Below are 22092 nucleotides of genomic sequence, written 5' to 3'. Positions count from 1 at the left end.
AAATATATTAATAATTTGATATAAAAAAAGACATCCCTAATTGAAGGAATGTCTTAAGTAAAAATCAAATTAAGCTAAGTATGAATCTTCGACCCATTCGTTAGTAGCAACACGGTAGTATGTGTGACCATTGTATGACTTAGTTTGGTCAGTGTACCAAGGTGTGTTATTTGCCAAAGCACGGTTAGTGATCTTCTTAGCAGAACCATCGCTATTGAAAGCTACCAATGGAACGTAGCTACCATTAGTGTTATTTACACTAATAGTATTGCTGTTAGTTTGTGAACCACCATTTGTTTCAGCATTACCATCATATTGAGTCAAATTGTAAGTTTGAATCAAGTTATTCAATGATGAAGCATAGTTTGGAGCTGTTGCATATCTACCTTGTAGCCAAGCAGTAGCATCCTTATATGAACTAGTGTTTTCTTTCCAAGTACCACTGTAATAACTTGAATTCCATGAAACACCGTTACGAAGCTTGTTACCATTGTCAGCAAATGATTCGTAGTAACTTGGATACTTTCTGAAGTTAGCATTGATTGTATACCAACCTTGAGAAGCACTCCATTCTGATGTTGGCATTGTTACATAAGCACCATTGTAATCACCCTTAATACCAAAAAGGTTGTGACCTTGTGTAGCTAAAGTTGAAGTACCCCATGCACTTTCAAGAATAGCTTGAGCCAACATAACTGAAGTATAAACCCCATATTGTGAAGCTGCTTTTTGAGCCATTGGCACAGCAGTGTTTAAGAAAGCTTGTTGTTGTGCTTGTGTGATTCCTGAAGCGGCTTGAATAATTGCTGTAGTTTTTGAAGCATTTGTTGCGGATTCACTGGCTGCTTGAACAGTTGCAGAGTTAGCAACTGTTGTATCAGCTTTCTTTTCGTCTGATCCGGCAATGATATTAGTTTTATTATCTTCTGATTTATTATTAACTTGTTCAGTACCTGCTTGTGATGCGGCTTGGCTAGCATCCTCAGTTGTTGCAGCTGACACTACGGAAGGTGTAGCGGTTGCAGCTAATGTACCAAGTACTAAAGCACTTGTAAGTAGATTTTTTTTAGACATAGATTGGTTACCCCTTAATAAATAATCTAGTTATAGACTACTATTTAAAAAAAGCACTTTCAATAAAACTCGAGATTTGTAACAAGAATTAAACATTCGAAAATAAATTGTAATTTTTTGTTACTTGACTTTAAGAATTTCTTAAGAATCTAAAGATTTTCTATATTAAATTAAGGAACACCTGTGAAATACCATTAAAAATCCCCGAATAATTACAAAAATATTACGAATAATCGTTGATAAAATAATCGGTAGTTAGAATTATATTATTTTAAATTTTGAAGTAATAAATCTCAAAACACTACAGTCTCAAGCTTTATAAAGTACTTTTCTTCAACCTCCTTTATTGTGAATTTTTGTACTACCATTAAAATTTTACAATAAAAAAAACCGCCATTCAGCGATTTCCTATAATTTTGAACTTAACTTAACATCTGGATATTTGTTAGCAAACCAATTTTCCGCAAATTTATTTTCAAATAAGAACAATGGTTTATCATCTAAGTCTTTGACAAGCATATTTCTAGTTGATGACATAGCAGGATCTAATTGTTCTGGATCAATCCAACGAGCAATTCTTGAACCAATTGGTTTCATGACTACATCACAGTTATATTCGTTCTTCATTCTGAATTGGAAAACTTCAAATTGTAGTTGACCAACAGCACCCAAGATATAGTCGTTAGTTGTATATTTCTTATACAATTGAACGGCACCTTCTTGAACTAGCTGTTGCATACCCTTATGGAATGATTTTTGTTTCATAACGTTTTTAGCTTGAACTTCCATGAACATTTCAGGGGTAAATTGTGGCAAGTCCTCAAATTGAACTGATTTCTTACCTGTATAAATCGTATCGCCAATTTGGAAATTACCAGTATCGTAAAGTCCTACGATATCACCGGCAACAGCTGTCTTAACTGTTTCTCTTTGATCAGACATGAATTCGGTCGCATTGTTCAAACGCATGACTTTGCCCGTTCTTTGTAACTTAACATCCATTCCTCTAACGAACTCACCAGAACAAATTCTGACAAAAGCAATTCTATCACGGTGATTAGGGTTCATATTCGCTTGAATCTTGAAGACAAAACCAGAAAATTCTGGGTCATCAGGCTTAACTACTTCTTCACTGTCTTGTTCTTTGTGTTCGGCAGGAGCTGGAGCCAAATCCAAGAATGTATTCAAGAATGTCTCAACACCAAAGTTTGTCAAAGCAGAACCAAAGAAGACTGGGGTTTGATTACCAGCTTGAATCTTTTCAAGGTCAAATTGGTTTCCGGCTTCTTTGATCAAGTCAACTTCACCTTGAGCTTGTTCGTAAACGCCCTCTTCTTCAATTGGATTGTGTTCGACTAATTGCCCTTCATCATTCATTGGCAAGAAACGATCATCGCCATCTTTTCGATAAAGTTCCAAGCGGTTATTACGAATATCGATCAAACCTTTTAATTCCTTACCCATACCGATTGGCCAGTTCATTGCACAACCTTCGATATTTAGCAATTCTTCAAGTTCAGCAATCAAGTCTAGTGGGTCACGTCCATCACGATCAAGCTTATTCATGAAAGTAAAAATAGGAATACCACGTTTTTTAACAACCTTGAATAACTTCTTAGTTTGAGGCTCGATACCTTTAGCAGAATCGATAACCATGACAGCCGCATCGACCGCCATCAAAGTACGATAAGTATCTTCAGAGAAATCTTCGTGTCCTGGAGTATCCAAAATGTTGATATCCTTGTCACGATAGTGGAACTGCATAACAGAACTTGTAACAGAAATTCCACGTTTCTTTTCAATTTCCATCCAGTCACTAGTAGCAAATTGTCCAGATTTCTTAGCTTTAACTGTACCGGCAGAACGAATAACTCCACCAAAGTACAACATTTGTTCAGTAATAGTAGTCTTACCAGCATCCGGGTGAGAGATGATGGCAAAAGTTCTACGTTTATTTACTTCTTGTTCTAATTGTTTTTGATCCATTTTTTAAGAGCGTAAAAACAAATTTCTACGCATTTCCTTCCTATATATAAATTCATAATTGGATAAATCAGTAATTTATTTACAACATAATTTTCCTCGAAAAAAAAGAAATACACTAGTATTTCTCTTTATACATATTAGTAGTTACATTCTTTATTTTATCATCTGGAACCGTCACGATAACATTTTCAATTCGTGAACCATTTAATTCTCCAGATGTAATAGTTACTCCATCGTCCAAAGTATATGACTTAGGATGTTTGGCATCAGGAATTTCTCCAATTTGCATAATCAAATATCCAGCAATCGTATCGACATCATCAACTTGAATTTCTTCTTCAAAAAGTTCATCAAAGTCTTCCACTGTCATTAAACCAACGACAGAAAACTTGTTAGCACCCAATCTTTGGAAATTCTTAGTTACTGGATCGTATTCATCATCGATTTCCCCGACGATTTCTTCTAAGATATCTTCAATTGTTGCAAGCCCAACAATACCACCGTATTCATCAACAACCATTGAAATTTGCGTTTGCGTACTACGCATCTTTAATAATAAGGTATCAATATTAGTTGCTTCAGGAACAAACAATGGCTCTGTCATAATCGATTTCAAATTGATTTTCTCAAAACCAACTTCTCGTGACTTCTTCAATAAGTCCTTGATATGGATAATCCCAATGACATTATCCTTATCTCCGCCGTAAAGAGGAATTCGAGAATAAGGTTGATTCAAAATTGCATCGATATTTTCACTAACAGGATCATTGATATCAATCATAAAGGTATCGGTTCTTGGTACCATGATTTCTCGAGCTGTCTTATCTCCAAAGCGAATGATTCCTTGTAACATTTGATACTCATCCGAGTTGATTGTTCCACTATTACGAGATTTCCTCAAAGTTGCAATCATTTCATTTCTCGTAATAGGTTCATCCGCTTGGTCAAAGTCAATCGGTGTAATCTTAAGCAGTAGATTAATTGTTGCTTCCAATAACCAAACAAAAGGCTTCAAAATCAAACCGAAGAAACTAATCATTGGTTGGGTAAAACTAGCTACTTGATAAGGTCGTTGTAGCGCTATACGTTTAGGATATAATTCACCTAAAACTAAAGTAATAAAGGATAAAATCACCGTTATAACGATAACAGAAACCTCTTTACTCCCAGGAAAATCTCCAATCAAGACTTCCATTCTGGCACTCAAAGTCGTCGCTGCACTAGCTGATGATAAGAACCCAGCTAAAGTGATTGCCACTTGAATTGTCGACAAAAATTTATTCGGTTCATTGATCATATGTAAAATTTTCTTGGCCTTTTTACTGCCATCTTTTACTTTTCCCTCAACGGACGTTTTATTCACGGATACAATCGCCATCTCTCCTGCTGCAAAAAAAGCATTTAATAACGTCAAAACAATTATTAAAATCAGCTGCCCAGAAAGCGACGCTCCAGAAGAGTCACCACTCATTTAATTCGCACTCTCTTTCATATGTAAACTTAAATATAAACAAAACAATTATAACAGGTGTTATTGTATTCAACAATAATCCTTTTTAATGATAAAATAGGACTATCAGTATATAGGGAGTTTTCTAAAATGTCTAATAAAAAAATTGCGGTAATCTACTTATTCTTCTTTATAATCCCTTACATCCTTTGTTTGTCGATTATTGGCGTTTCTTATAATTCATTAGTTTTACACGCTTTAACTTGGAGAATCATCGTTGGTGGAATTGTTGGTGCCTTTGGTATGTTTGCGGTCAAAGTTATCGCCCAACGTCCCGTTTTGATCATGTATCGCAGTTCAACTCGCAAAATATTAAAAGAATTACTTTTCTTCTTCATTTTGGAAAGAAGTAAATTAGTTATCGGTGCTAATTTAGCCGTTGATTTTTGTTTATCGGTCATCAGTATTTATTTGGTAGCAACATTTTTACCATTAACTTTAATTCTTGGTCGAACCCTTGGTTGGTTAGTCTTAATCCTAGTCGTATCACTCACTTTGGCATCTTACCTTGAATTCGAATCACTTTCAATTTACTCAGAGAAAAAGAAATAATCCTTGACTTATCAATTTTTTAATTGTAAATTTGAGTCATCTTAATTGCAGGAGGAACTAGACATGTTGAATTTTAATCAAAAACAGGTTGAATCATGTTGTTGTGTAGTAATGAACGAACATTACTATACTTTTTCAGCATGTCTAATACCACTCAATTGATAATCAAGTAGTGCAAACTAAAACTATCAAGCGAAGTTGACATTAGTCGGCTTCGCTTTTTTTTGTTTTTCTACTTAGGAAGGAGTTACTTGTGGAACCTATTAAAATTGGAATTCTTAATTTAATGCAAAACAAACTTGAAACCATGCGTAATTTTCAAATAGCTCTAGGTGATAAAGTCGAAACAAAATTTTATTACTCAGCTACTCGTTACGTTGATCGTCAACTTGATTCAAGAATCATTGACAATATGCAGCCATTAGATTTAGGAGATATCAAAGACCTAGATGGTTTTATCATTACCGGCAGTCCAGTTGAGAAATTAGATTTTCCTCAAGTTTCGTACTTTGATGAAATCAATGATTTAATCGATTTGCTTGATCAATTAAATATTCCCCAGCTCTACGTCTGTTGGGGCGCCATGGCCGCCTTGAATAGATTGTATGATATCGATAAAAAAGTTTTACCGCACAAAACCTTTGGAGTTTTCCAAAATCAGATTTTAATTGACACTCCACTGCTTGATAACATCGGCGATAATTTTCCAGCACCGCATGCTCGCAATGCTGAAATGGATCACCAACAACTGATGGAAAATCCAGATTTAATGATTGATGCTGTCAGTGAAAATGGTTTGTTGACTTTGGTTGAATCAATTAAAAAACATCAAACGTTTATTTTCTCACATTTGGAATACCAAAAAGATGGACTAGATGATGAATTAAAACGTGAACAAAAAAGTCCTAAGATCAAACATCCAATGCCGGCTACGGGTTATTATTCACCACTAGACCAAAAGCCAGTATTCTCTTGGAAACAAACTCAACAGAACTTTTATAACAATTGGCTACAAACAGTCAAAGAACATAAATTAACTACTTGCTAAGGAGAAATTTATTATGACAAAAATTGCACAAAATATTACTGAACTTATTGGAAACACACCTATCGTAAAACTCAACAAAGTCGTCCCAGAAAATGCCGCCGACGTTTATGTTAAGTTGGAATTCTTCAATCCCGGTAGTTCAATCAAGGATAGAATTGCTTTATCAATGATCGAAGCTGCTGAAAAAGCTGGCAAGATCAAACCTGGTGATACTTTAGTTGAACCTACTTCTGGTAATACCGGAATCGGCTTGTCACTAGTTGCTGCTGCTAAAGGCTATCACTTGATTATTACCATGCCAGAAACTATGAGTATTGAGCGTCGTAAATTGATGCAAAGCTATGGTACTGAATTGATCTTGACACCTGGTTCAAAAGGTATGGGCGGTGCCATCAAGAAAGCTACTGATTTAGCCAACGAAAATGGCTACTTCATGCCAATGCAATTCCAAAACCCTGCTAATCCGGCCATCCATGAAGCTACAACGGGAAAAGAAATCGTTGAAGCTTTTGGTGACACTCCAGTTGATGGCTTCGTAGCCGGTGTTGGTACTGGTGGTACCCTCTCAGGTGTTAGTCACGCTTTAACTAAGGCATACCCTGATGTGAAAGTTTACGCCCTAGAAGCTGCCGAATCCCCTCTATTAAAAGAAGGAAAAACTGGTGCTCACAAAATTCAAGGTATTAGTGCCGGATTCATTCCTGACACTTTGGACAAGAACTCATATTCAGATATCGTCGAAGTAACTAGTGATCAGGCCATTAAGATGGCTCAAGAAGTAAGTCATAAAGAAGGATTCTTACCAGGTATCTCCGCTGGTGCTAATATCTTTGGCGCTATTGAGATTGCTAAGAAACTCGGCAAAGGTAAAACAGTCGTAACAGTTGCCCCAGATAATGGTGAAAGATACCTTTCAACCGATTTATTTAAGTTTTAGAGACATAATCTTTTTAACAAGCTTTATTTTATGCGAGAATAGTAAATGATGATTTTCTATATATAGGGGGATTTTTTAAAATGAAAAAGCGTATCGCTTTAATATTAACTACACTTGTGGCCTTGATTTTGGTCTTAACAGGTTGCTCAAGTAACAAAAATGCTAGTGACACTAAGACTAAAGGTACACTAACAATTGGTTTGGAAGGAACTTATGCTCCTTACTCATACCGTGAAAATGGTAAGCTTAAAGGATTTGAAGTTGACTATGGTAAAGCTGTTGCTAAGAAACTTGGTCTCAAAGCTAAGTTTGTTCCAACAAAATGGGATTCATTGATTGCTGGTTTGAATTCTAATACTTTCGATGTTGTTATCAACAATGTGGCTGAAAATGCTTCACGTAAGAAACAATATCTCTTCTCAACACCTTATGTCTACTCAAAATCCGTTGTTATTACTAAAGACGGCTCAGGTATCAACTCAGTTGATGACATCAAGGGTCAAAAGATTGCTGCCGGTACCGGTACAGATAACTACAACAACGCCAAGAAATTCGGTGCTGATATAGTTCCTTCAAGTGATTTCCAAACTTCAATGTCAATGATTGATCAAGGACGTGTAAAGGGTGCCTTTAACTCTAAGGAGGCCTTCTTAACATGGAAGAAAGATCACAAGAACACTGACCTTAAGTACATCACTATTCCAGAAAGCAAACTTAAATCTTCAAAAATTGCTCCAATCTTCAATAAGAAATCAACTAAATTAAGTAAAGATGTATCTAAAGCTACAAAAGAACTTTACAAAGATGGAACTATGAAGAAGCTTTCTATTAAGTACTTTGGTGAAGATATCACTAAAAAATAACCATTAAACCCAGGAGGATTTTTATTTCATGTGGCACATTATCATTACGTCATTACCGGAAATGCTTACCGCAATGTTGCAGTACACCATTCCGTTAGCTCTAGTTTCATTTTTCTTCGGATTGATTTTAGCCGTTTTAACAGCTTTGATTAAATTCATCCAACCTAGTGAAAACAAATTGATCAAATACCCTTGGCTAGTTCTAAGAGCTATCGCCAACTTCTACGTTTGGGTCTTTCGTTCAACTCCATTACTAGTTCAATTGTTCATTATTTTCTTCGGTCTACCTAGTGCCGGAATTCAATTATCACCCTTTATTGCAGCGGTAATTGGTTTCTCAATGAACACTGGTGCTTATGCTTCAGAAACAATTCGTTCAGCCTTGTTATCAGTTCCTCAAGATCAATGGGATGCTGCTTTTACACTGAACTTCACAACTAAGCAAACTTTGATGAAAATCGTTTTGCCTCAAGCTGTCAGAATTGCTTTACCACCACTTTCTAATTCATTCATTAGTTTGGTGAAGGATACGTCTTTGGCCAGTTCAATCACGATTTTGGAAATGTTCCAAGTCAGTCAACAAATTACTGCTAAAAACTACCAACCATTATTGATGTACACCTTGGCTGCTGCTCTTTATGCTGTGATCTGTACTTTGCTTACTTTCTTACAACACTATCTAGAACGCAGAACTTCAAAATATGTTAAAGGGAGTGAAGCTTAATGATTTCTGTTAAAAATATCGTTAAAAAATATGATGGCAAAGAAGTTTTAAAAGACTTGAGTGTCGACTTTCCATCTGGTAAAACTACAGTTATTTTAGGACCTTCTGGTTCAGGTAAATCTACTCTACTTCGTTCACTTGATTTACTCGTTCGTCCAGAAAGTGGAATTATAGATTTTGGTGATATCAAACTAGACTATTCCCAACCTGTTTCTAAGAAACTCAGTTTTGATATTCGTAAGAAAACTAGTATGGTTTTCCAAAACTGGAATCTCTTCCCTAATTTGACGGTTCTACAAAATATCACTACAGCACCAATTACCGTTTTGAAACAACCAAAGCAAGAAACTGAAGAAAAGGCTCGTAAATTACTAGAACAAGTTGGTTTAGGTGAATACGCTGATCGTTTCCCTAGTCAATTGTCTGGTGGTCAACAACAACGTATTTCTATCTGTCGTGCTTTAGCAATGAATCCGGAATACGTCTTGTTGGATGAGCCAACAAGTGCTTTGGATCCAGAGCTAGAGACACAGGTCCTTTTGATTCTAGAAGAATTAAGTAAAATGGGACAATCAATGATTATCGTGACCCACAATATGGAATTTGCTCGTTCAGTTGCGGACAAGATTGTCTTTGTTGAAAATGGTGACATCCTCTTCGATGACACTCCTGATAAGTTCTTTAATCATCCCACAACTAGGATTAAGGATTTCCTATCCGGTATTACTTTTAATGACGAAAAAACCACAAAATAAAACCTCAAAAAAATCCGTATCAACTATTTTTAGTTGGTACGGATTTTTTAGTTTACATTGATTGTTTCTAAATAAGTAAATTTCTTCGTCTCATCATCAAACGAAAACTTCAAAATTGCACAATTGCGCAGCTCAATATGATTTAACAACTCATCTAACGGTATCCAATTTTTCAAAAATAAGTAAATTGAAGCTCCATGGCCTACTACCAAAACACGCTGATGACCTTTTTGAATCATAATATTTGTTAATGTCTTTACCATTCGCTTTTGAACTGCATCAGCTGAATCGCCACCGTATTGAACATAACCATTACCGACAGAACCAAGTTTACTATCAAAAGGTGGATTCAAACGTTGACTTTCACCCTCTAAAAGTCCAAAATTCCATTCTTTTAATCCCTTTAAGCGTTGATAAGGTTGGTCAGTCACTAACTCCAAAGTATCACTTGCCCGTTCTTGAGTTGAAGTATAAGCATGATCAAAAATAATATTATTTTGCTGCAAATATTCATGAACTCTTTTGGCATCAGCGATGCCCTGTTGTGTCAGTGGTGAATCGCAAATTCCTTGATTCTTATGCAAAATATTAAAAAGCGTTTGACCATGTCTCATCAAATAAAGTATCTTAGTCATTCTTAATCGGCTTCTATCGTTTCTTCATATTTGAAAACACCATTGTCATAAGAAAACTTCATCGCTGAACAATTGGGGATATGAATCGTATGGTCTCTGGCCCATTTCAAGACGAATGAATGAATTGCACCACCATGACTAACGGCCAAAACATTATTGGCGTCAGGTTGTTCCATAATTTCAGTCAAAGTTTGATTTACGCGTTGTTGAACGTCATCAACCGATTCACCACCATATTGGACGAAGAAATCTCCATATGAACCAATTTTGGGATCCGGCTTAGGATTCAACCTTTCACTCTCACCCTCAAAAACGCCAAAATTCCACTCTTTAAGACCCTTTAAGCGTTGATATGGTTGGTTAGTAATCAATTCCAAAGTATCACTAGCACGTTCTTGAGTTGAAGAATATGCATGATCAAAAATAATGCCTTTGTCTTTAAACATTCGTCCAACTTTTTTGGCGTCGTCAATTCCTTGTTGTGTCAAAGGAGAATCACAGGCTCCTTGAATCTTATGCAATTGATTAAATAAGGTTTGTCCATGGCGCATTAAATAAAGTGTTTTAATCATTATCTTCCTCACTATCTAATTATTTTAAGAAAATTATTGGAAAAAATATCATCCCGAGTGGTTGTTGAAACTCTCATTTCATTAATAGCGTCAACAATTTGTTCAGTCGCTCCATTAGGCATCACTGCAAAAGGTGCATCTGTTCCAAATATCATATGTTCACTACCGAAAAAGTCAATTGCTAACTCTAAAGCTTTAGGATTACCCAAGATGGCTGTATCAACATAAAATTTCTTGAAATCACGATACTCTTGATCAGACATCGTATATTTGATTCTACCTGCAAAGAATGGCACCATTGCTCCGGCATGATGAATGATAATTTTTAATTTAGGATATTTTTCAAAATAACCGGCCTGAACGATTTGCATCATTGCTTGGGTCAATTCGTATTCCCAACTAAAAGTGATGTTATTATCTCTTTTATTATTATCAAAGACTGGATGTAAGAATATTGGTAAGTTGACTTTACTCATTTCAAGAAAAATTGGTTCATACTCTACACTAGCAATCGACTTATCTAATGCTTGCGTAAACAATTGAATTCCGACAAATTTATCATTAGATACCACTTGTTGCTCAATTATTTCAATTGCTTTAGGAATGTTATTCATCGGTACCATAGCAACTGCTCCAGCAAAAATATCTTCGTTTCCGTTTACCAAATTCAATAAAGTTGGGCGTGAATCCCATGAATTCATTCGTAGGAGGTAAGTCCCCTTTTTATCATTAATTATTTAGTTTTTGATATTGAACTTTTTATATCACAACCTTATCACAAGCTTTTTGAACACACGTTCGTATACAATGTATCTATAAAGATAAGGAGGTGAAATGATGAAGAACGAAATGGAATACATGATGAGTTTAAAAGTGAGAATCTATCCTAACAGACGGCAAGAAAAGATCTTCTTGAAAAACATCAATGCTTCTCGCTTTGTTTACAACAAATTAGTCGCCAACAGTTGGACCGACTCACCAATTTATAGTAATAAATTAGATAAGTTATATCCCATTCCAGAAAAATACTGGAAACACAATAAAAACGGTAAGTTACTTAAATCTAGTGCGGTCCGTCCAACAGGATTAGCTCGGATTACTAAAGATAAGTACCCATGGTTAGGTGACAAGGACATTGACAGCGACATGATCAATAATGCTTTAGTTAGTTATAAATCGGCATGGAATCTATTTCGCAAAGTACATAATTCTGGAACACCAAACTTTAAACGCAAGTCCAGTCCTAATCAAGGGTATAGAACGTCTAATCATTATAGTTCTGCCACTGTTAAGAAAAACGGTGGTTTTCCATCTTTATACAATGGATCAATAAAATTTTTAGATAACAAACACATTAGACTACCTAAAGTTGGTCGTATCAAAGTTAAACTGTCAAGACAGTTACCGACTAATCAATTAGTTAGAATAGCTACTGTTTCTATCAAGCATTTGCCAACTGGAGAATGGTTCGTTTCTTTTTTTGTTAAAAAGCGATGAACCATTTAAAGAAAAGTTACCTAAAACATATTCACAAGTTGGCTATGATCTAAACACTGAAAATTTTTTAACTGATAGTAACGGTAATATCATCGACAATCCTAGATTTTACCGTTCTGTTAAAGGTAGGCTAGCCAAAGAACAGCGTAAACTATCTCGAAGAGCTAGACGAGCTAAATCTGAAGGTAGAAAATTTTGGAAATCTAAGAACTATCAGAAACAACGAAGACTAGTAGCTAAACTTTACGCTAAGGTAAGAAATCAACGTAAAGATTTCCTTCATAAACTATCAACTACACTTATCAAAAACCACGATTTGATAGTTGGAGAGAATTTGAAGAGTAAAAATATGTTGAAAAATCATGCTTTAGCTATGTCCATCTCAGATGTTGGTTGGAGAACATTCATAGGTATGTTGGAATATAAAGCTCCGATGTATGGTCGTACCTTTGTTGAAGTCGATCCAGCTTATACTACACAACAATGCAATGAATGCAAGTTCAGAATGGGTACAAACAACACTCGTAAACTAACTCTCAAGGATAGAGAATGGACTTGTCCTAACTGCAATGCTCATCACATTAGAGACTGGAACGCTTCTAAAAATATCTTAGCTAAAGGTTTGATTGAATTAACTAAACCATTAACCGAAGATAGTCCAATATATAAATAAAAATAAGGGCGTTTGGCAACTCGCGTCCTAAGTTCTGGTAATTAGCGCATAAGACGTTATGATTCCGATTGCTTAACGGCATGAGATATTGTAATGCAATGCTTTATCTGAATAAGTTGTGACTAGTAATTAAGTAGTGATGAGCTATCTAGTGAAGTTCACAAGCCACTGACTTTAGTCAGTGGTAGTTGACCAATTCTTCATTAGCATCCCAACACAATTGGGCAGCCTTCTTACCATCAAAATAATCCTCAGGGTTCAAATTCACGTTTGAAATAATTTGTTTGACGTCTTTAGGGAAATCTTTACGACGAATGTTTAAATCGGTCAATGCCGGAATCTTCAAAAATTGATTTTTCTCAATAACATCTGGAAAATCACTTTTTATATTGTTCAATAAATCTGTTGGTAATACATGAGCAAAAGCATCAATTTTTATATCCATGCGGGTTTATCTCCATCAGTATTAGGTTTGTTCAAGCCAACACTTTCTCCAATATGAATTTGAGGATTATTGATCAATTTAATTACAAAATCTGCGATACTCTTACGAGAAACTTCCGTTCCTTTGAATGGTTCATTTTTTTGTGTTGTTTCATAATCAATTTCATCTTTGTTATCCATCCAAGCAGGACGAATCATGGTGTAATCCAAATCAGAATCTTCGATTAACTTGGCCGACTCTCTAAATCCAGGTAAAAAGCTAGCAATAGCAGTTTCATTCCATTCACCGAATTTACCAGGAACTTCATGATAAGCTCCTAATGAACTAATAAAGATCAAACGTTTTTGTTTAGCTTGATCCATAGCTTCAATAATGCTCTTAGTTTGGTCAGCTAAATCGACTCCACCGACATTTGAATAAACTAAGTCGACATCTTGCATTGCTTGAGCCAATTGTTCTGTATTTAAAACATCGCCTTCAATTAGTTCCACTCGTGGATTGTTTTGATATTGATTAAGACGAGTACTCTTTCTCAAAAATAATTTCAATTCAATATCAGAATTTTGTAATAATTCATCAGTAACGATCCGAGCTGTTTGTCCGTGAGCTCCTAAAATAATAATTTTAGTCATAGATTTCTCCTAACGTGTTAAATTATTTTCATTTTTAGTAAAAGCACCTACTAACTTATGTGGTAAATAAGGTGCTTCCATATAATCAATGTCATCTTGTGACAGCTTCAAATCAACGGCAGCAACTGAACTAGCCAAATGTTTAGTGTTAGTAGCACCGATAATTGGAGCAACGACCTGCTTCTTTTGCAACAACCAAGCTAAGGCAACTTGTGCCATAGTAGCATTTTCTCTATCAGCAACTTCTTTGACCCGCTTGATAATTTCTAAATCATTCTGTTCTGAAGCATCGTACTTACTTCTAGCAGCTGAATCCGTTTGTGAACGCTTAGTATCAGCATCCCAAGTTGGACGTGTTAAATGACCTGAAGCTAGTGGACTATAAGGCGTCACGGCAATATTTTCATCCTCACAAAGTGGCATCATTTCTCGCTCTTCTTCACGATACAAGAGGTTTAAATGATTTTGCATCGAAACAAACTCTGTCCAATTGTGTTCGCGAGCGATGGCTTGAGCTTTTTCAAATTGCCAAGAATACATAGCTGAAGCACCGATATATCTAGCTTTACCAGCTTTGACAACATCGTGAAGAGCTTCCATAGTTTCTTCGATTGGCGTGTTGTAATCCCAGCGATGAATGATATAAAGATCAACGTAATCCATATCTAATCGTTTTAAACTCGTGTCGATATTACTCAAAATACTCTTTCTTGAAAGTCCAACTTGATTAGGTTTGTCAGAATGCGAAAAGAAAACTTTTGTAGCAACAACTACTTCATCACGATTAGCATTTTTCTTCAAAGCTTTACCTAAGAATTCCTCACTATCGCCATATGAATAAATATTGGCCGTATCAAAGAAATTGATACCTAGGTCTAGAGCTTTTTGAACGACTTTTTCACTCTTATCGGCACCGACTGCCCAGGGAAACATTCCGGAATCGGGACGACCAAAACCCATTGTTCCCAAACAAATTCTTGAAACATCCAATCCTGTATTACCTAATTTTGTATACTTCAAAATATTTACTTCCTTTATTACATATTTTGTTCCCACACACGAGTTGTATTGACAGCTGTTTTATTACCCAACTCGTCTAATTTGGCAACTTCACTGATAGTCAATTTCACTTCACTAGCTTCTGCAGCATCTTCAATGTGTTTGACCTTCGTTGCGCCAATGATTGGAATAGTATTTTTAGCAACTGCCCAAGCAGTAGGAATTTGTGCCACATCAACGTTATGCTTTTGAGCAATTTCTCTCATACCATTGATTAAATTTTCTAGTTTATCTAATTTGTCGTTATAAACTTGAGCTCGTTCACTGCCTTCTGGGAATGGATGCTTGGTATCATATTTTCCTGATAGTGCACCTTGTTCCAAAACCATGTACGAGAAGAAACTAATGTCATTTTCCTTACAATAATCAATGATTCCTGATGTTTCTGAAGTTCTGTCCAAAATACTGAAGTGATTTTGAACGGCAGAAATTTTAAAACCAGCTTCATGCAAAATTTCATCAGCACGTTTGATTTCTTCTAAATTATGATTAGAAACACCGATATATTTAATTTTGCCTTCTTTGGCTAAAGGAATAATTTCTCTAGTCCACTTGTCGACATCGGCATCGTTGTGAATCCAATAAATATCAACAAAATTAGTATTCAAACGATTGGCACTGCCATCAAACATGTTTTCAACGGCTTTATCACTATCATCAGCGATCTGTGGAGTAAACTTCGTTGACAAAATCACCTTATCGCGATCAATTCCCTTAACGAATTTTCCTAAAATTGCTTCTGAATCACCATCGTTATATACAGCGGCAGTGTCCCAAAGGTTCAAGCCTAATTCCATTCCTTTATTAAAAATTGGTTCTAAGTCATTGGCAGTTAAACTATTACCAAAAACTTTGTTGGCAGATTTACTTTCACCCCAGGCCCAAGTTCCTAAGGCAATTTTGGGCATCTTTAAATCTTCTTGCATTAAATTCATTTATTATTTCTCCTGTGATTTTTTAATTTTATATCGTAAATAATCAATTCGTTCCAATTGCTTCTCTTGAAAATGAATCTGGTCGAGTTTGTTTTGACGCTTCTTAGTTAAAAGCTGAATTATCTCTTCGGAAGAATTCTTTGTTTCTAACAATAAACGCATGTACTTCTCAATCTCGTCATTTTTGAAACCCATATCGTGCAAAGCCATGATCGTACTTAAGCGTTCAATATCTTGATTATCATATTGCCACTCACCCATAACGAATTTCACAACATTACACAAACCCCAAGATTCATATTCATCAAGGATGCTAACTGGGATTCGATATTTTTGGCTAACTTCTTTTTTATTCATATTTGCTCTCTCAATAAAAAATGGCTGCTCCTTAACGGAACAACCATATTATGACGCCTATTCTTTGATATGTATAATGCTTATTTTTAATCATTAGAAATGTCTTGAAGGTATTTCTTAGTAAAATCAATGAATGTTGTAACTGTCCTAGAAGTAACTTCTTCTGACTTCCAAGCTAGAACTGAGTTGTACGACAATTCTGGTTTTAACGGTACAAAAGTTACATCATCATATTTTGCTTCAAGATTCAAACAAAGCGCAATTCCTAGGCCACGTTTAACCAAAATTGCTGAATTGTAAAGTAGATTATAAGTTGATAAATAACTAGTCGTCTGCTTATATTCTCCTAACCAATGATTGATTTCACTTTGCATTGCCTGACTTCTCGACATTATCAATTCTTGATTCTTTAAGTCCTTTGGTTCGACATAGTCATATCTGGCAAGTGATGAATCATTTCTAACTAAAATACCCCAATTTTCCTTTTGAATTAAACGAACAAAATCATATTTTCTGGTATCAACTGGTTCAATAAAAATTGCCATATCTAACAAGCCTTGTTCAATACCTAAAGTAATATCTTCTGCATTGCCACTTTGAATATTGAAGGTCACTAATGGATATTTCTTGTGAAAAGCGACGATAATATCGCCTAACTCATTCATACCTTGCAATTCTCCACTACCAATCGAAATTTCACCGCTCAATTCCGTTTGATCAGATGACAACTCACTTTTAATTTTGTCACTGAGTTGGCGCATTTCTTGAGCACGTCTTCTTAGCAATAGTCCATCTTCGGTCAAAGTGATTTGGTGACTGTGGCGAGTAAACAATTTGGTACCTAATTCCTCTTCTAGGTTAGCGATTTGTCGTGATAAAGTTGGTTGACTGATGTGTAAAAGATTGGCCGCTCTAGTAATATTTTCTTCACGAGCAACCATTAAAAAGTAATTCAAAACTCTTAACTCCATAATTATCTCCTTATACAAAAAAAGACTACCATTACGGCAGCCTAATCAGGATATAGCAATCCTAATGGTGTGACAGTTCCTTGTATCTTTGCATCCAAAGATCAACATAAGCCTGTGAAAATGGTCCTTTGCCTTTATCGATCCAATCAATTAAAACGTCGACATTATAATGTAAAATCGTATCTATTTCAGGTGGATAATTCCACATCTTACTGTGTGCGGCATATTCATCTACATCGAGTAATCTTTTCTCCCCATCTGGGAAAACCTTAACATCTAAATCGTAATCAATATATTTGATGGCCTCTTTGTCTAAAGCAAATGGGGTCGCTAGATTGCAGTAATAAGATACCCCACTATCTCTTATCATAGCGATAATATTGAACCAATATTTCCTATGAAAATAGACCAGTGCGGGCTCTCTTGTTACCCAACGACGTCCATCTGCTTCTGTGACAAGAGTGTTCTCATTACAACCAATAATTTCGTTTTCACTTGTCTTTAGCACCATTGTTTCACGCCAAGTACGATGTAAATGACCATCATGCTTATAACTCTGGATTGCTACGTAATCCCCTTCTCTAGGAATCTGCATAACTTACCAGCTTTCTCAAATCTAATTCTTATCCAAAAAAATTATAACAGAGCTGTGAAACGATTAAAAGATATCGTTATTAAATATAGTTTATTCTTAAGTTTGATTAGGGTTAAGATGCCGTCGTCCGTTCGGCACTGGAAAACGCTGGAACGCTGCCGACGCAACTTGAAGCCAATTCCAAGACCAAGAATTGTCTCCAAGATTGGTCTTGTCCTAAGCGATAAATCGCTAAGGACAATTTGGCGGCTGAGCATTTTCCAGTACCTCGCTCCCGACTAGATAGTTATTTCTATCTTTATATAAGCTACTTCAGAGAATTAATAGAAGTTATCATTGGAATCGCATTATATTGCTGTGTTTCTAGTAATATTTTCTTTTTTGTTAGTGTAAAAGAATAGAATTCAAAAAGCACGTGTCTGATCCTATCTAAATAAAAATTGAAATCTAGTCGGGAGCAAAAGCCCTGTGATGGCTCAGCCGCCAAATTCTACTTTAGCAACTTGTTGCTTAGTAGAAGACCCAGCTTTGAAACAATACGCCTTTGGTTCATGTATTGGTTCAAAGTGGTGTCGACATTCTCCAGCCAATCACAGGGCTTTTGCGGACGACGGCATATTTAACCTAGTCATCAGAATCTTCAGACAAAACTTTCTTTATCTCATCAAAGTGGAAACCTTTGGTCATTAAATACTTGATCAATTTTTCTGGTTTATCATATCTATGTTCAACTTTTTGGACCAACTTGCGTAATTTTTCTAACTCATCATCTTCATCTGGTTCTAACTCTAAATCTTTAAGAGCTTCTTCGATAATCTCGTTATTATAGCCTTTTTGATAGAGTCCTTGTTTAATCTTCGTCAGCATCTGTGAAAATGAAGCCCGCTTTTGTTTGCGAGCTTGTTTCTTAGCAAAATCAGTCGCATTCTCAATCAAAGTGTCTTCATCGATTTCAAACAATTTATCTTGAATTATGTTATCAGGTACACCTTTGTGGTGAAGTTTTTGTTCGATGATTTTAGGACCATTTGCAGTCGTCCGTAATTGTGTATTGATAAAACTTTTAGCGTAATTCCCATCATCTAAGTAATGCAGTTTTTCTAGTCTAGCTATGACATCATCAACGGCATCACGATGATATTCTTTTTTGTAGAGGTAATCTTTGATTTCTTTTTCTGTTCGCAACTGGTAGCTCAAATAATTGACCGCATCACCATAAGCTTTATTGACGTTTTCACGATCTTTGATTTCTTTGATTTGACCGTCAGTCAATTCGACCCCATTCATCAGGCGAAATTCAATCAAAGTCGTCTCTGCTACTGGAAACGCATACTGTCCATCAAGAAAGACATTATAGCGTCCTTTTCGTTTTTGTGCTTGAATCTTCGTTACTTTTGCCAATGTTTTTCTACCTCACCATGTTATACTCATTAGTAGTTTATCTCAAAATCATTCAAAGGAAAAATAATGCATACAAATAATATTACGCAAGAATTAAAAGTCGGTGATAGATTTCCATTAACTATCAAACGTATCGGAATCAATGGTGAAGGGATTGGTTTCTTCAAACACGTTATCGTCTTCGTTCCAAAAGCGGTGCCGGAAGATGTCATCGTCTGCGAAGTTACTGATGTTCACGAACGTTTCTTAAATGGTCGTATTCACAAAATTAGAAAAGCTTCTCACTTCAGAAATCCTGATACACCTAAATTGGCTGATGAAGTTGGTGGACTAGAATTTGCCCACATCAAATACAAAGAACAACTTCACTTCAAAGCCAACATTTTACGCGAATCACTCGACAAGTATAAGCCTTACGCTTATCAAAAATACATGATCAAACCAACTGCGGCCTCAGTTCAACAAGAAAAATACCGTAACAAAGCCCAATTTCCTATCCAAGAGATCGATGGTGAAATTCGTTGTGGTTTGTACAAAACTGGTACCCAAGAATTGGTTGATCTAGAAGAAATGCCAACTCAAATGGACTTAACTATGTCAGCGATGAGAAAAATCGTTCAAATGGTCAAAGACTTAGAAATTCCTGTTTTCAATCCGGAAACTAAATCTGGTATCTTGAGCATGATCGTTATTCGTGAATCAGTTGAATTTAACCAATTACAAGTTACTTTCATCACTCGCTCACCTAAGTTCATCAAAGAGCACCAATTGATTGAACGTATTCAAGAAGAAATTCCGGAAGTTAGTTCAATTTCTCAAAATATCAACAAAGAAGACAAAGCTGGCGTTTGGGGCGATGAAACTAAACTTTTATGGGGTGACAAATACTTACAAGAAGACATCAATGGTTACCTATTTAACTTCTCACCTAGAGCTTTCTTGCAGCTAAACTCACTTCAAACTGACCGACTTTACGATTTAGTCAACGAAGCCTTAGAACCTAATCAACGTGATGTCTTGTTAGATGCTTACTGTGGCGTTGGGACAATTGGTATCACAATGGCTAACAAGGTAAAACACGTCTACGGTATCGAAATCATCCCTGAAGCGATTGAAGATGCCAAAGAAAATGCTAAGTTAAATAAAGTCGACAACACTGACTATTACGTTGGTTCAGCTGATGAAATTTATCCAAAGCTTTTAAAAGAAGGCAAAGAAGTTAACGCTATTGTCGTCGATCCACCAAGAACTGGACTTGATAACAAACTATTAACAACTTTGACACGCAATCCCGTTAACAAACTAGTTTACGTATCATGTAACCCTTCAACTTTGGCAAAAGATCTAGTTCGTTTGTCCGATTCATATCGTGTAGTTTACTTACAACCAGTTGATATGTTCCCACAAACTCCTCATGTTGAAACAGTTGTTAAGCTAATTAGACGCTAACAAAAAAGCCCTTGAAGTGAACCCCATTAATTGGAGTTTATTTTAAGCAATAAGTCGGTCGGAAAGATTTCGGTATTCTACCGGGGTCTTTCCGGCCAATTTTGCTTTTATTCGTTTATTGTTGTAGTAGTAGATATATTTGGATATTTCCTCTTTCAAATGTTCATATGAACTGTACTCGTTGTTATGTACAGTTCCTACTTTTAAAATGTGAAAGAAACTTTCCATTATCGCATTATCCAAGCATGTTGCTTTGCGACTCATGCTTTGGATGATGCGATTTTTCTTTAGTCTAGATACATACTCATAGTTTTGATACTGAAATCCTTGATCAGAATGTATCGTCATTCGGTAAGGCAGTTCTGGTAATCTCTCAATCAACGCATCCAATGTATCTGTAACGAATTCGACGTTAGGATGAAGACTTATATTCCAACTGATGACCTCATCACTGTACATATCCATGAATGCCGTAAAATATGCTCTTTCTGATGTGGTCCCATTACCCCAGCGAAGTTCAGTAACATCGGTAGTGATCTTCTGAAAGGGTCTATCGGTAATAAACCTTCTGTTTAGTTTGTTCTTGGCTCTTTTGCCAACATTTCCTTTATAAGAATTATATTTTCTAGTTTTTCTATCAAAGGCATGACAAAGGAGTCCGTGTTTGTTCATTATTTTAAGAACTAATTTATGATTGGCCTTGATCCCACGGTTATGAAGTTCCATTGTTACACTGCGATATCCATAGTCTTTATACTCTGTACGAATTGATTTGATTTCAGACACTAGCTCTTCTGGATATGACTTGTAAGAATGGCTCTGTGAATAATGGTAACTACTACTGGACATGTTTACGACTTCTAATATGATTGCCAAGGGTTCGTTGAATTCTTGCCTTAACTCATTTATTATTTGTGCTTTTTCTTGATTTGAGAGTTTTTCTTCTTCTGAGTTAAGGCATGCAATTTTTCCAAGTAAGCTACCCGTATCTTAAGCCGACGATTCTCTTCTTCTAAATGTTTAAGTTCTTCTGCCGTACGTGGTTTTTTATCAGTCATTTTCCCAGACCGCCTATCATTTGGTTTTAGGCGACCCGATTCAAGATCTCGTTCCCATTGCCAGATTGTCGTAGGATTACGGATCTTATATCTTTTAGCAGTTACTGGATATGATGCTCTATGATCGACTCGCCAAGTTATTACTTTGATTTTAAACGAATAATCATAGAAAGTCTTTGAGTAATTGTTGGTGAGCCCTTCAACTCCAAATTCTTTGAACAAACGTACCCAATGATAAATAGTTGCGGAGCCTTTGATACCGTACTTTCTAGTGATAGACGTGTAGCTTTTACCTGAAAGATAATCAAGAACTACCTTAATTTTAATTTCTTTTGAAAACATAAAAAGAACCTCATAAGTTTGG

At 35.8% G+C, this 22092-nt stretch carries 25 protein-coding genes; 9 read left to right on the top strand and 16 right to left on the bottom strand.

The window, feature by feature from the left end; genetic code table 11:
• Positions 1–69: 69 nt before the first annotated feature.
• The 3 genes from G6534_RS12260 to G6534_RS01875 form a co-directional block, all read right to left on the bottom strand.
• Positions 70–1074 (bottom strand): glycoside hydrolase family 73 protein, encoded by a 1005-nt coding sequence (locus G6534_RS12260; protein WP_059074412.1) that lies wholly within the window; start codon positions 1072–1074, stop codon positions 70–72.
• A gap of 408 nt (positions 1075–1482) precedes the next feature.
• Positions 1483–3060, bottom strand: coding sequence for a peptide chain release factor 3 (locus tag G6534_RS01880; protein ID WP_182083082.1), 1578 nt, complete (start codon positions 3058–3060; stop codon positions 1483–1485).
• Positions 3061–3175: 115 nt separating this feature from the next.
• A complete protein-coding gene (locus G6534_RS01875) occupies positions 3176–4531 on the bottom strand; it encodes a hemolysin family protein (protein ID WP_182083081.1) in 1356 nt (451 codons plus the stop codon).
• Between the two features lie 129 nt (positions 4532–4660).
• On the opposite strand from G6534_RS01875, the gene G6534_RS01870 reads away from it, so the two are divergent.
• The 6 genes from G6534_RS01870 (at position 4661) to G6534_RS01845 (ending at position 9449) form a co-directional block, all read left to right on the top strand.
• Positions 4661–5122, top strand: coding sequence for a hypothetical protein (locus G6534_RS01870; protein ID WP_182083080.1), 462 nt, complete (start codon positions 4661–4663; stop codon positions 5120–5122).
• Between the two features lie 253 nt (positions 5123–5375).
• Positions 5376–6170: a homoserine O-acetyltransferase/O-succinyltransferase family protein gene (locus G6534_RS01865; RefSeq protein WP_182083079.1), complete on the top strand. Its 795-nt coding sequence runs from the start codon at positions 5376–5378 to the stop codon at positions 6168–6170.
• A gap of 13 nt (positions 6171–6183) precedes the next feature.
• Positions 6184–7107: a cysteine synthase A gene (cysK, locus tag G6534_RS01860; RefSeq protein WP_182083078.1), complete on the top strand. Its 924-nt coding sequence runs from the start codon at positions 6184–6186 to the stop codon at positions 7105–7107.
• Positions 7108–7187: 80 nt separating this feature from the next.
• Complete coding sequence (locus G6534_RS01855) at positions 7188–7970, top strand: transporter substrate-binding domain-containing protein (RefSeq protein WP_059074416.1); 783 nt, start codon at positions 7188–7190, stop codon at positions 7968–7970.
• A 28-nt stretch (positions 7971–7998) separates the two neighbouring features.
• Positions 7999–8694, top strand: a complete 696-nt coding sequence (locus tag G6534_RS01850; RefSeq protein WP_057811962.1) for an amino acid ABC transporter permease — start codon at positions 7999–8001, stop codon at positions 8692–8694.
• Positions 8694–9449: an amino acid ABC transporter ATP-binding protein gene (locus G6534_RS01845; RefSeq protein WP_059074417.1), complete on the top strand. Its 756-nt coding sequence runs from the start codon at positions 8694–8696 to the stop codon at positions 9447–9449. Before G6534_RS01850 ends, G6534_RS01845 begins: the two co-directional genes overlap by 1 nt.
• Before the next feature lie 47 nt (positions 9450–9496).
• Here the strand turns inward: G6534_RS01845 and G6534_RS01840 are convergent, their stop codons facing one another.
• Genes G6534_RS01840 through G6534_RS01830 form a run of 3 tightly spaced genes read right to left on the bottom strand, consistent with a single transcriptional unit; the run spans position 9497 to position 11357 of the window.
• Complete coding sequence (locus G6534_RS01840) at positions 9497–10084, bottom strand: histidine phosphatase family protein (protein ID WP_059074418.1); 588 nt, start codon at positions 10082–10084, stop codon at positions 9497–9499.
• A gap of 2 nt (positions 10085–10086) precedes the next feature.
• The gene (locus tag G6534_RS01835) at positions 10087–10656 is read right to left on the bottom strand and encodes a histidine phosphatase family protein (protein ID WP_059074419.1); all 570 of its coding nucleotides are present in this window, start codon (positions 10654–10656) and stop codon (positions 10087–10089) included.
• An 11-nt stretch (positions 10657–10667) separates the two neighbouring features.
• Positions 10668–11357, bottom strand: coding sequence for an amidohydrolase family protein (locus G6534_RS01830; RefSeq protein WP_182083077.1), 690 nt, complete (start codon positions 11355–11357; stop codon positions 10668–10670).
• 133 nt (positions 11358–11490) lie between these two features.
• Between G6534_RS01830 and G6534_RS12355 the strand changes: the two genes are divergently transcribed.
• Both G6534_RS12355 and G6534_RS12350 read left to right on the top strand, forming a co-directional pair.
• Entirely contained in the window at positions 11491–12153 is a 663-nt protein-coding gene (locus G6534_RS12355) for a helix-turn-helix domain-containing protein (protein WP_420826955.1), read from the top strand.
• A complete protein-coding gene (locus G6534_RS12350) occupies positions 12137–12826 on the top strand; it encodes an RNA-guided endonuclease InsQ/TnpB family protein (RefSeq protein ID WP_420826954.1) in 690 nt (229 codons plus the stop codon). The genes G6534_RS12355 and G6534_RS12350 overlap by 17 nt, the downstream gene beginning before the upstream one ends.
• A gap of 178 nt (positions 12827–13004) precedes the next feature.
• On the opposite strand, the gene G6534_RS01820 is transcribed toward G6534_RS12350, so the two are convergent.
• From G6534_RS01820 to recX, 8 genes are all read right to left on the bottom strand, one after another.
• Positions 13005–13271 carry a hypothetical protein gene (locus G6534_RS01820; protein ID WP_059074421.1) on the bottom strand — a complete coding sequence of 89 codons (267 nt, stop codon included), beginning with the start codon at positions 13269–13271 and terminating at the stop codon, positions 13005–13007.
• A complete protein-coding gene (locus G6534_RS01815) occupies positions 13262–13903 on the bottom strand; it encodes an SDR family oxidoreductase (protein WP_059074422.1) in 642 nt (213 codons plus the stop codon). Before G6534_RS01815 ends, G6534_RS01820 begins: the two co-directional genes overlap by 10 nt.
• Positions 13904–13912: 9 nt before the next feature.
• Positions 13913–14923, bottom strand: a complete 1011-nt coding sequence (locus G6534_RS01810; RefSeq protein ID WP_059074423.1) for an aldo/keto reductase — start codon at positions 14921–14923, stop codon at positions 13913–13915.
• A 17-nt stretch (positions 14924–14940) separates the two neighbouring features.
• Entirely contained in the window at positions 14941–15897 is a 957-nt protein-coding gene (locus G6534_RS01805; RefSeq protein ID WP_182083076.1) for an aldo/keto reductase, read from the bottom strand.
• Positions 15898–15900: 3 nt separating this feature from the next.
• Positions 15901–16254: a MerR family transcriptional regulator gene (locus G6534_RS01800; RefSeq protein ID WP_059074424.1), complete on the bottom strand. Its 354-nt coding sequence runs from the start codon at positions 16252–16254 to the stop codon at positions 15901–15903.
• Between the two features lie 86 nt (positions 16255–16340).
• Positions 16341–17225 (bottom strand): LysR family transcriptional regulator, encoded by an 885-nt coding sequence (locus G6534_RS01795; protein ID WP_182083075.1) that lies wholly within the window; start codon positions 17223–17225, stop codon positions 16341–16343.
• 61 nt (positions 17226–17286) lie between these two features.
• Positions 17287–17820, bottom strand: a complete 534-nt coding sequence (ntdP, locus tag G6534_RS01790) for a nucleoside tri-diphosphate phosphatase (protein ID WP_059074425.1) — start codon at positions 17818–17820, stop codon at positions 17287–17289.
• A gap of 624 nt (positions 17821–18444) precedes the next feature.
• Positions 18445–19221 (bottom strand): recombination regulator RecX, encoded by a 777-nt coding sequence (gene recX, locus G6534_RS01785; RefSeq protein ID WP_059074426.1) that lies wholly within the window; start codon positions 19219–19221, stop codon positions 18445–18447.
• A 66-nt stretch (positions 19222–19287) separates the two neighbouring features.
• Here recX and rlmD point away from each other — a divergent pair, with 66 nt between their 5' ends.
• A complete protein-coding gene (gene rlmD, locus G6534_RS01780; protein ID WP_059074427.1) occupies positions 19288–20670 on the top strand; it encodes a 23S rRNA (uracil(1939)-C(5))-methyltransferase RlmD in 1383 nt (460 codons plus the stop codon).
• A 42-nt stretch (positions 20671–20712) separates the two neighbouring features.
• Here rlmD and G6534_RS01775 read toward each other — a convergent pair whose 3' ends face one another.
• The gene (locus tag G6534_RS01775) at positions 20713–21579 is read right to left on the bottom strand and encodes an IS3 family transposase (protein ID WP_238788920.1); all 867 of its coding nucleotides are present in this window, start codon (positions 21577–21579) and stop codon (positions 20713–20715) included.
• Positions 21579–22070, bottom strand: coding sequence for a helix-turn-helix domain-containing protein (locus tag G6534_RS01770; RefSeq protein WP_182083036.1), 492 nt, complete (start codon positions 22068–22070; stop codon positions 21579–21581). The genes G6534_RS01775 and G6534_RS01770 overlap by 1 nt, the downstream gene beginning before the upstream one ends.
• Positions 22071–22092 lie beyond the last annotated feature (22 nt).

It is taken from the genome of Companilactobacillus pabuli, from assembly GCF_014058425.1.
GTDB lineage: Bacteria > Bacillota > Bacilli > Lactobacillales > Lactobacillaceae > Companilactobacillus > Companilactobacillus pabuli.
This window is presented reverse-complemented; position numbering and strand designations above follow the sequence as displayed.

What these genes read in the sequence shown, in the direction of transcription:
- G6534_RS12260 (WP_059074412.1), bottom strand. Translation starts at nt 1,074, where the DNA reads ATGTCTAAAAAAAATCTACTTACAAGTGCTTTAGTACTTGGTACATTA.
- G6534_RS01880 (WP_182083082.1), bottom strand. Translation starts at nt 3,060, where the DNA reads ATGGATCAAAAACAATTAGAACAAGAAGTAAATAAACGTAGAACTTTT.
- G6534_RS01875 (WP_182083081.1), bottom strand. Translation starts at nt 4,531, where the DNA reads ATGAGTGGTGACTCTTCTGGAGCGTCGCTTTCTGGGCAGCTGATTTTA.
- G6534_RS01870 (WP_182083080.1), top strand. Translation starts at nt 4,661, where the DNA reads ATGTCTAATAAAAAAATTGCGGTAATCTACTTATTCTTCTTTATAATC.
- cysK (WP_182083078.1), top strand. Translation starts at nt 6,184, where the DNA reads ATGACAAAAATTGCACAAAATATTACTGAACTTATTGGAAACACACCT.
- G6534_RS01855 (WP_059074416.1), top strand. Translation starts at nt 7,188, where the DNA reads ATGAAAAAGCGTATCGCTTTAATATTAACTACACTTGTGGCCTTGATT.
- G6534_RS01850 (WP_057811962.1), top strand. Translation starts at nt 7,999, where the DNA reads ATGTGGCACATTATCATTACGTCATTACCGGAAATGCTTACCGCAATG.
- G6534_RS01845 (WP_059074417.1), top strand. Translation starts at nt 8,694, where the DNA reads ATGATTTCTGTTAAAAATATCGTTAAAAAATATGATGGCAAAGAAGTT.
- G6534_RS01840 (WP_059074418.1), bottom strand. Translation starts at nt 10,084, where the DNA reads ATGACTAAGATACTTTATTTGATGAGACATGGTCAAACGCTTTTTAAT.
- G6534_RS01835 (WP_059074419.1), bottom strand. Translation starts at nt 10,656, where the DNA reads ATGATTAAAACACTTTATTTAATGCGCCATGGACAAACCTTATTTAAT.
- G6534_RS01830 (WP_182083077.1), bottom strand. Translation starts at nt 11,357, where the DNA reads ATGAATTCATGGGATTCACGCCCAACTTTATTGAATTTGGTAAACGGA.
- G6534_RS12355 (WP_420826955.1), top strand. Translation starts at nt 11,491, where the DNA reads ATGATGAAGAACGAAATGGAATACATGATGAGTTTAAAAGTGAGAATC.
- G6534_RS01820 (WP_059074421.1), bottom strand. Translation starts at nt 13,271, where the DNA reads ATGGATATAAAAATTGATGCTTTTGCTCATGTATTACCAACAGATTTA.
- G6534_RS01815 (WP_059074422.1), bottom strand. Translation starts at nt 13,903, where the DNA reads ATGACTAAAATTATTATTTTAGGAGCTCACGGACAAACAGCTCGGATC.
- G6534_RS01805 (WP_182083076.1), bottom strand. Translation starts at nt 15,897, where the DNA reads ATGAATTTAATGCAAGAAGATTTAAAGATGCCCAAAATTGCCTTAGGA.
- G6534_RS01800 (WP_059074424.1), bottom strand. Translation starts at nt 16,254, where the DNA reads ATGAATAAAAAAGAAGTTAGCCAAAAATATCGAATCCCAGTTAGCATC.
- G6534_RS01795 (WP_182083075.1), bottom strand. Translation starts at nt 17,225, where the DNA reads ATGGAGTTAAGAGTTTTGAATTACTTTTTAATGGTTGCTCGTGAAGAA.
- ntdP (WP_059074425.1), bottom strand. Translation starts at nt 17,820, where the DNA reads ATGCAGATTCCTAGAGAAGGGGATTACGTAGCAATCCAGAGTTATAAG.
- rlmD (WP_059074427.1), top strand. Translation starts at nt 19,288, where the DNA reads ATGCATACAAATAATATTACGCAAGAATTAAAAGTCGGTGATAGATTT.
- G6534_RS01770 (WP_182083036.1), bottom strand. Translation starts at nt 22,070, where the DNA reads ATGTTTTCAAAAGAAATTAAAATTAAGGTAGTTCTTGATTATCTTTCA.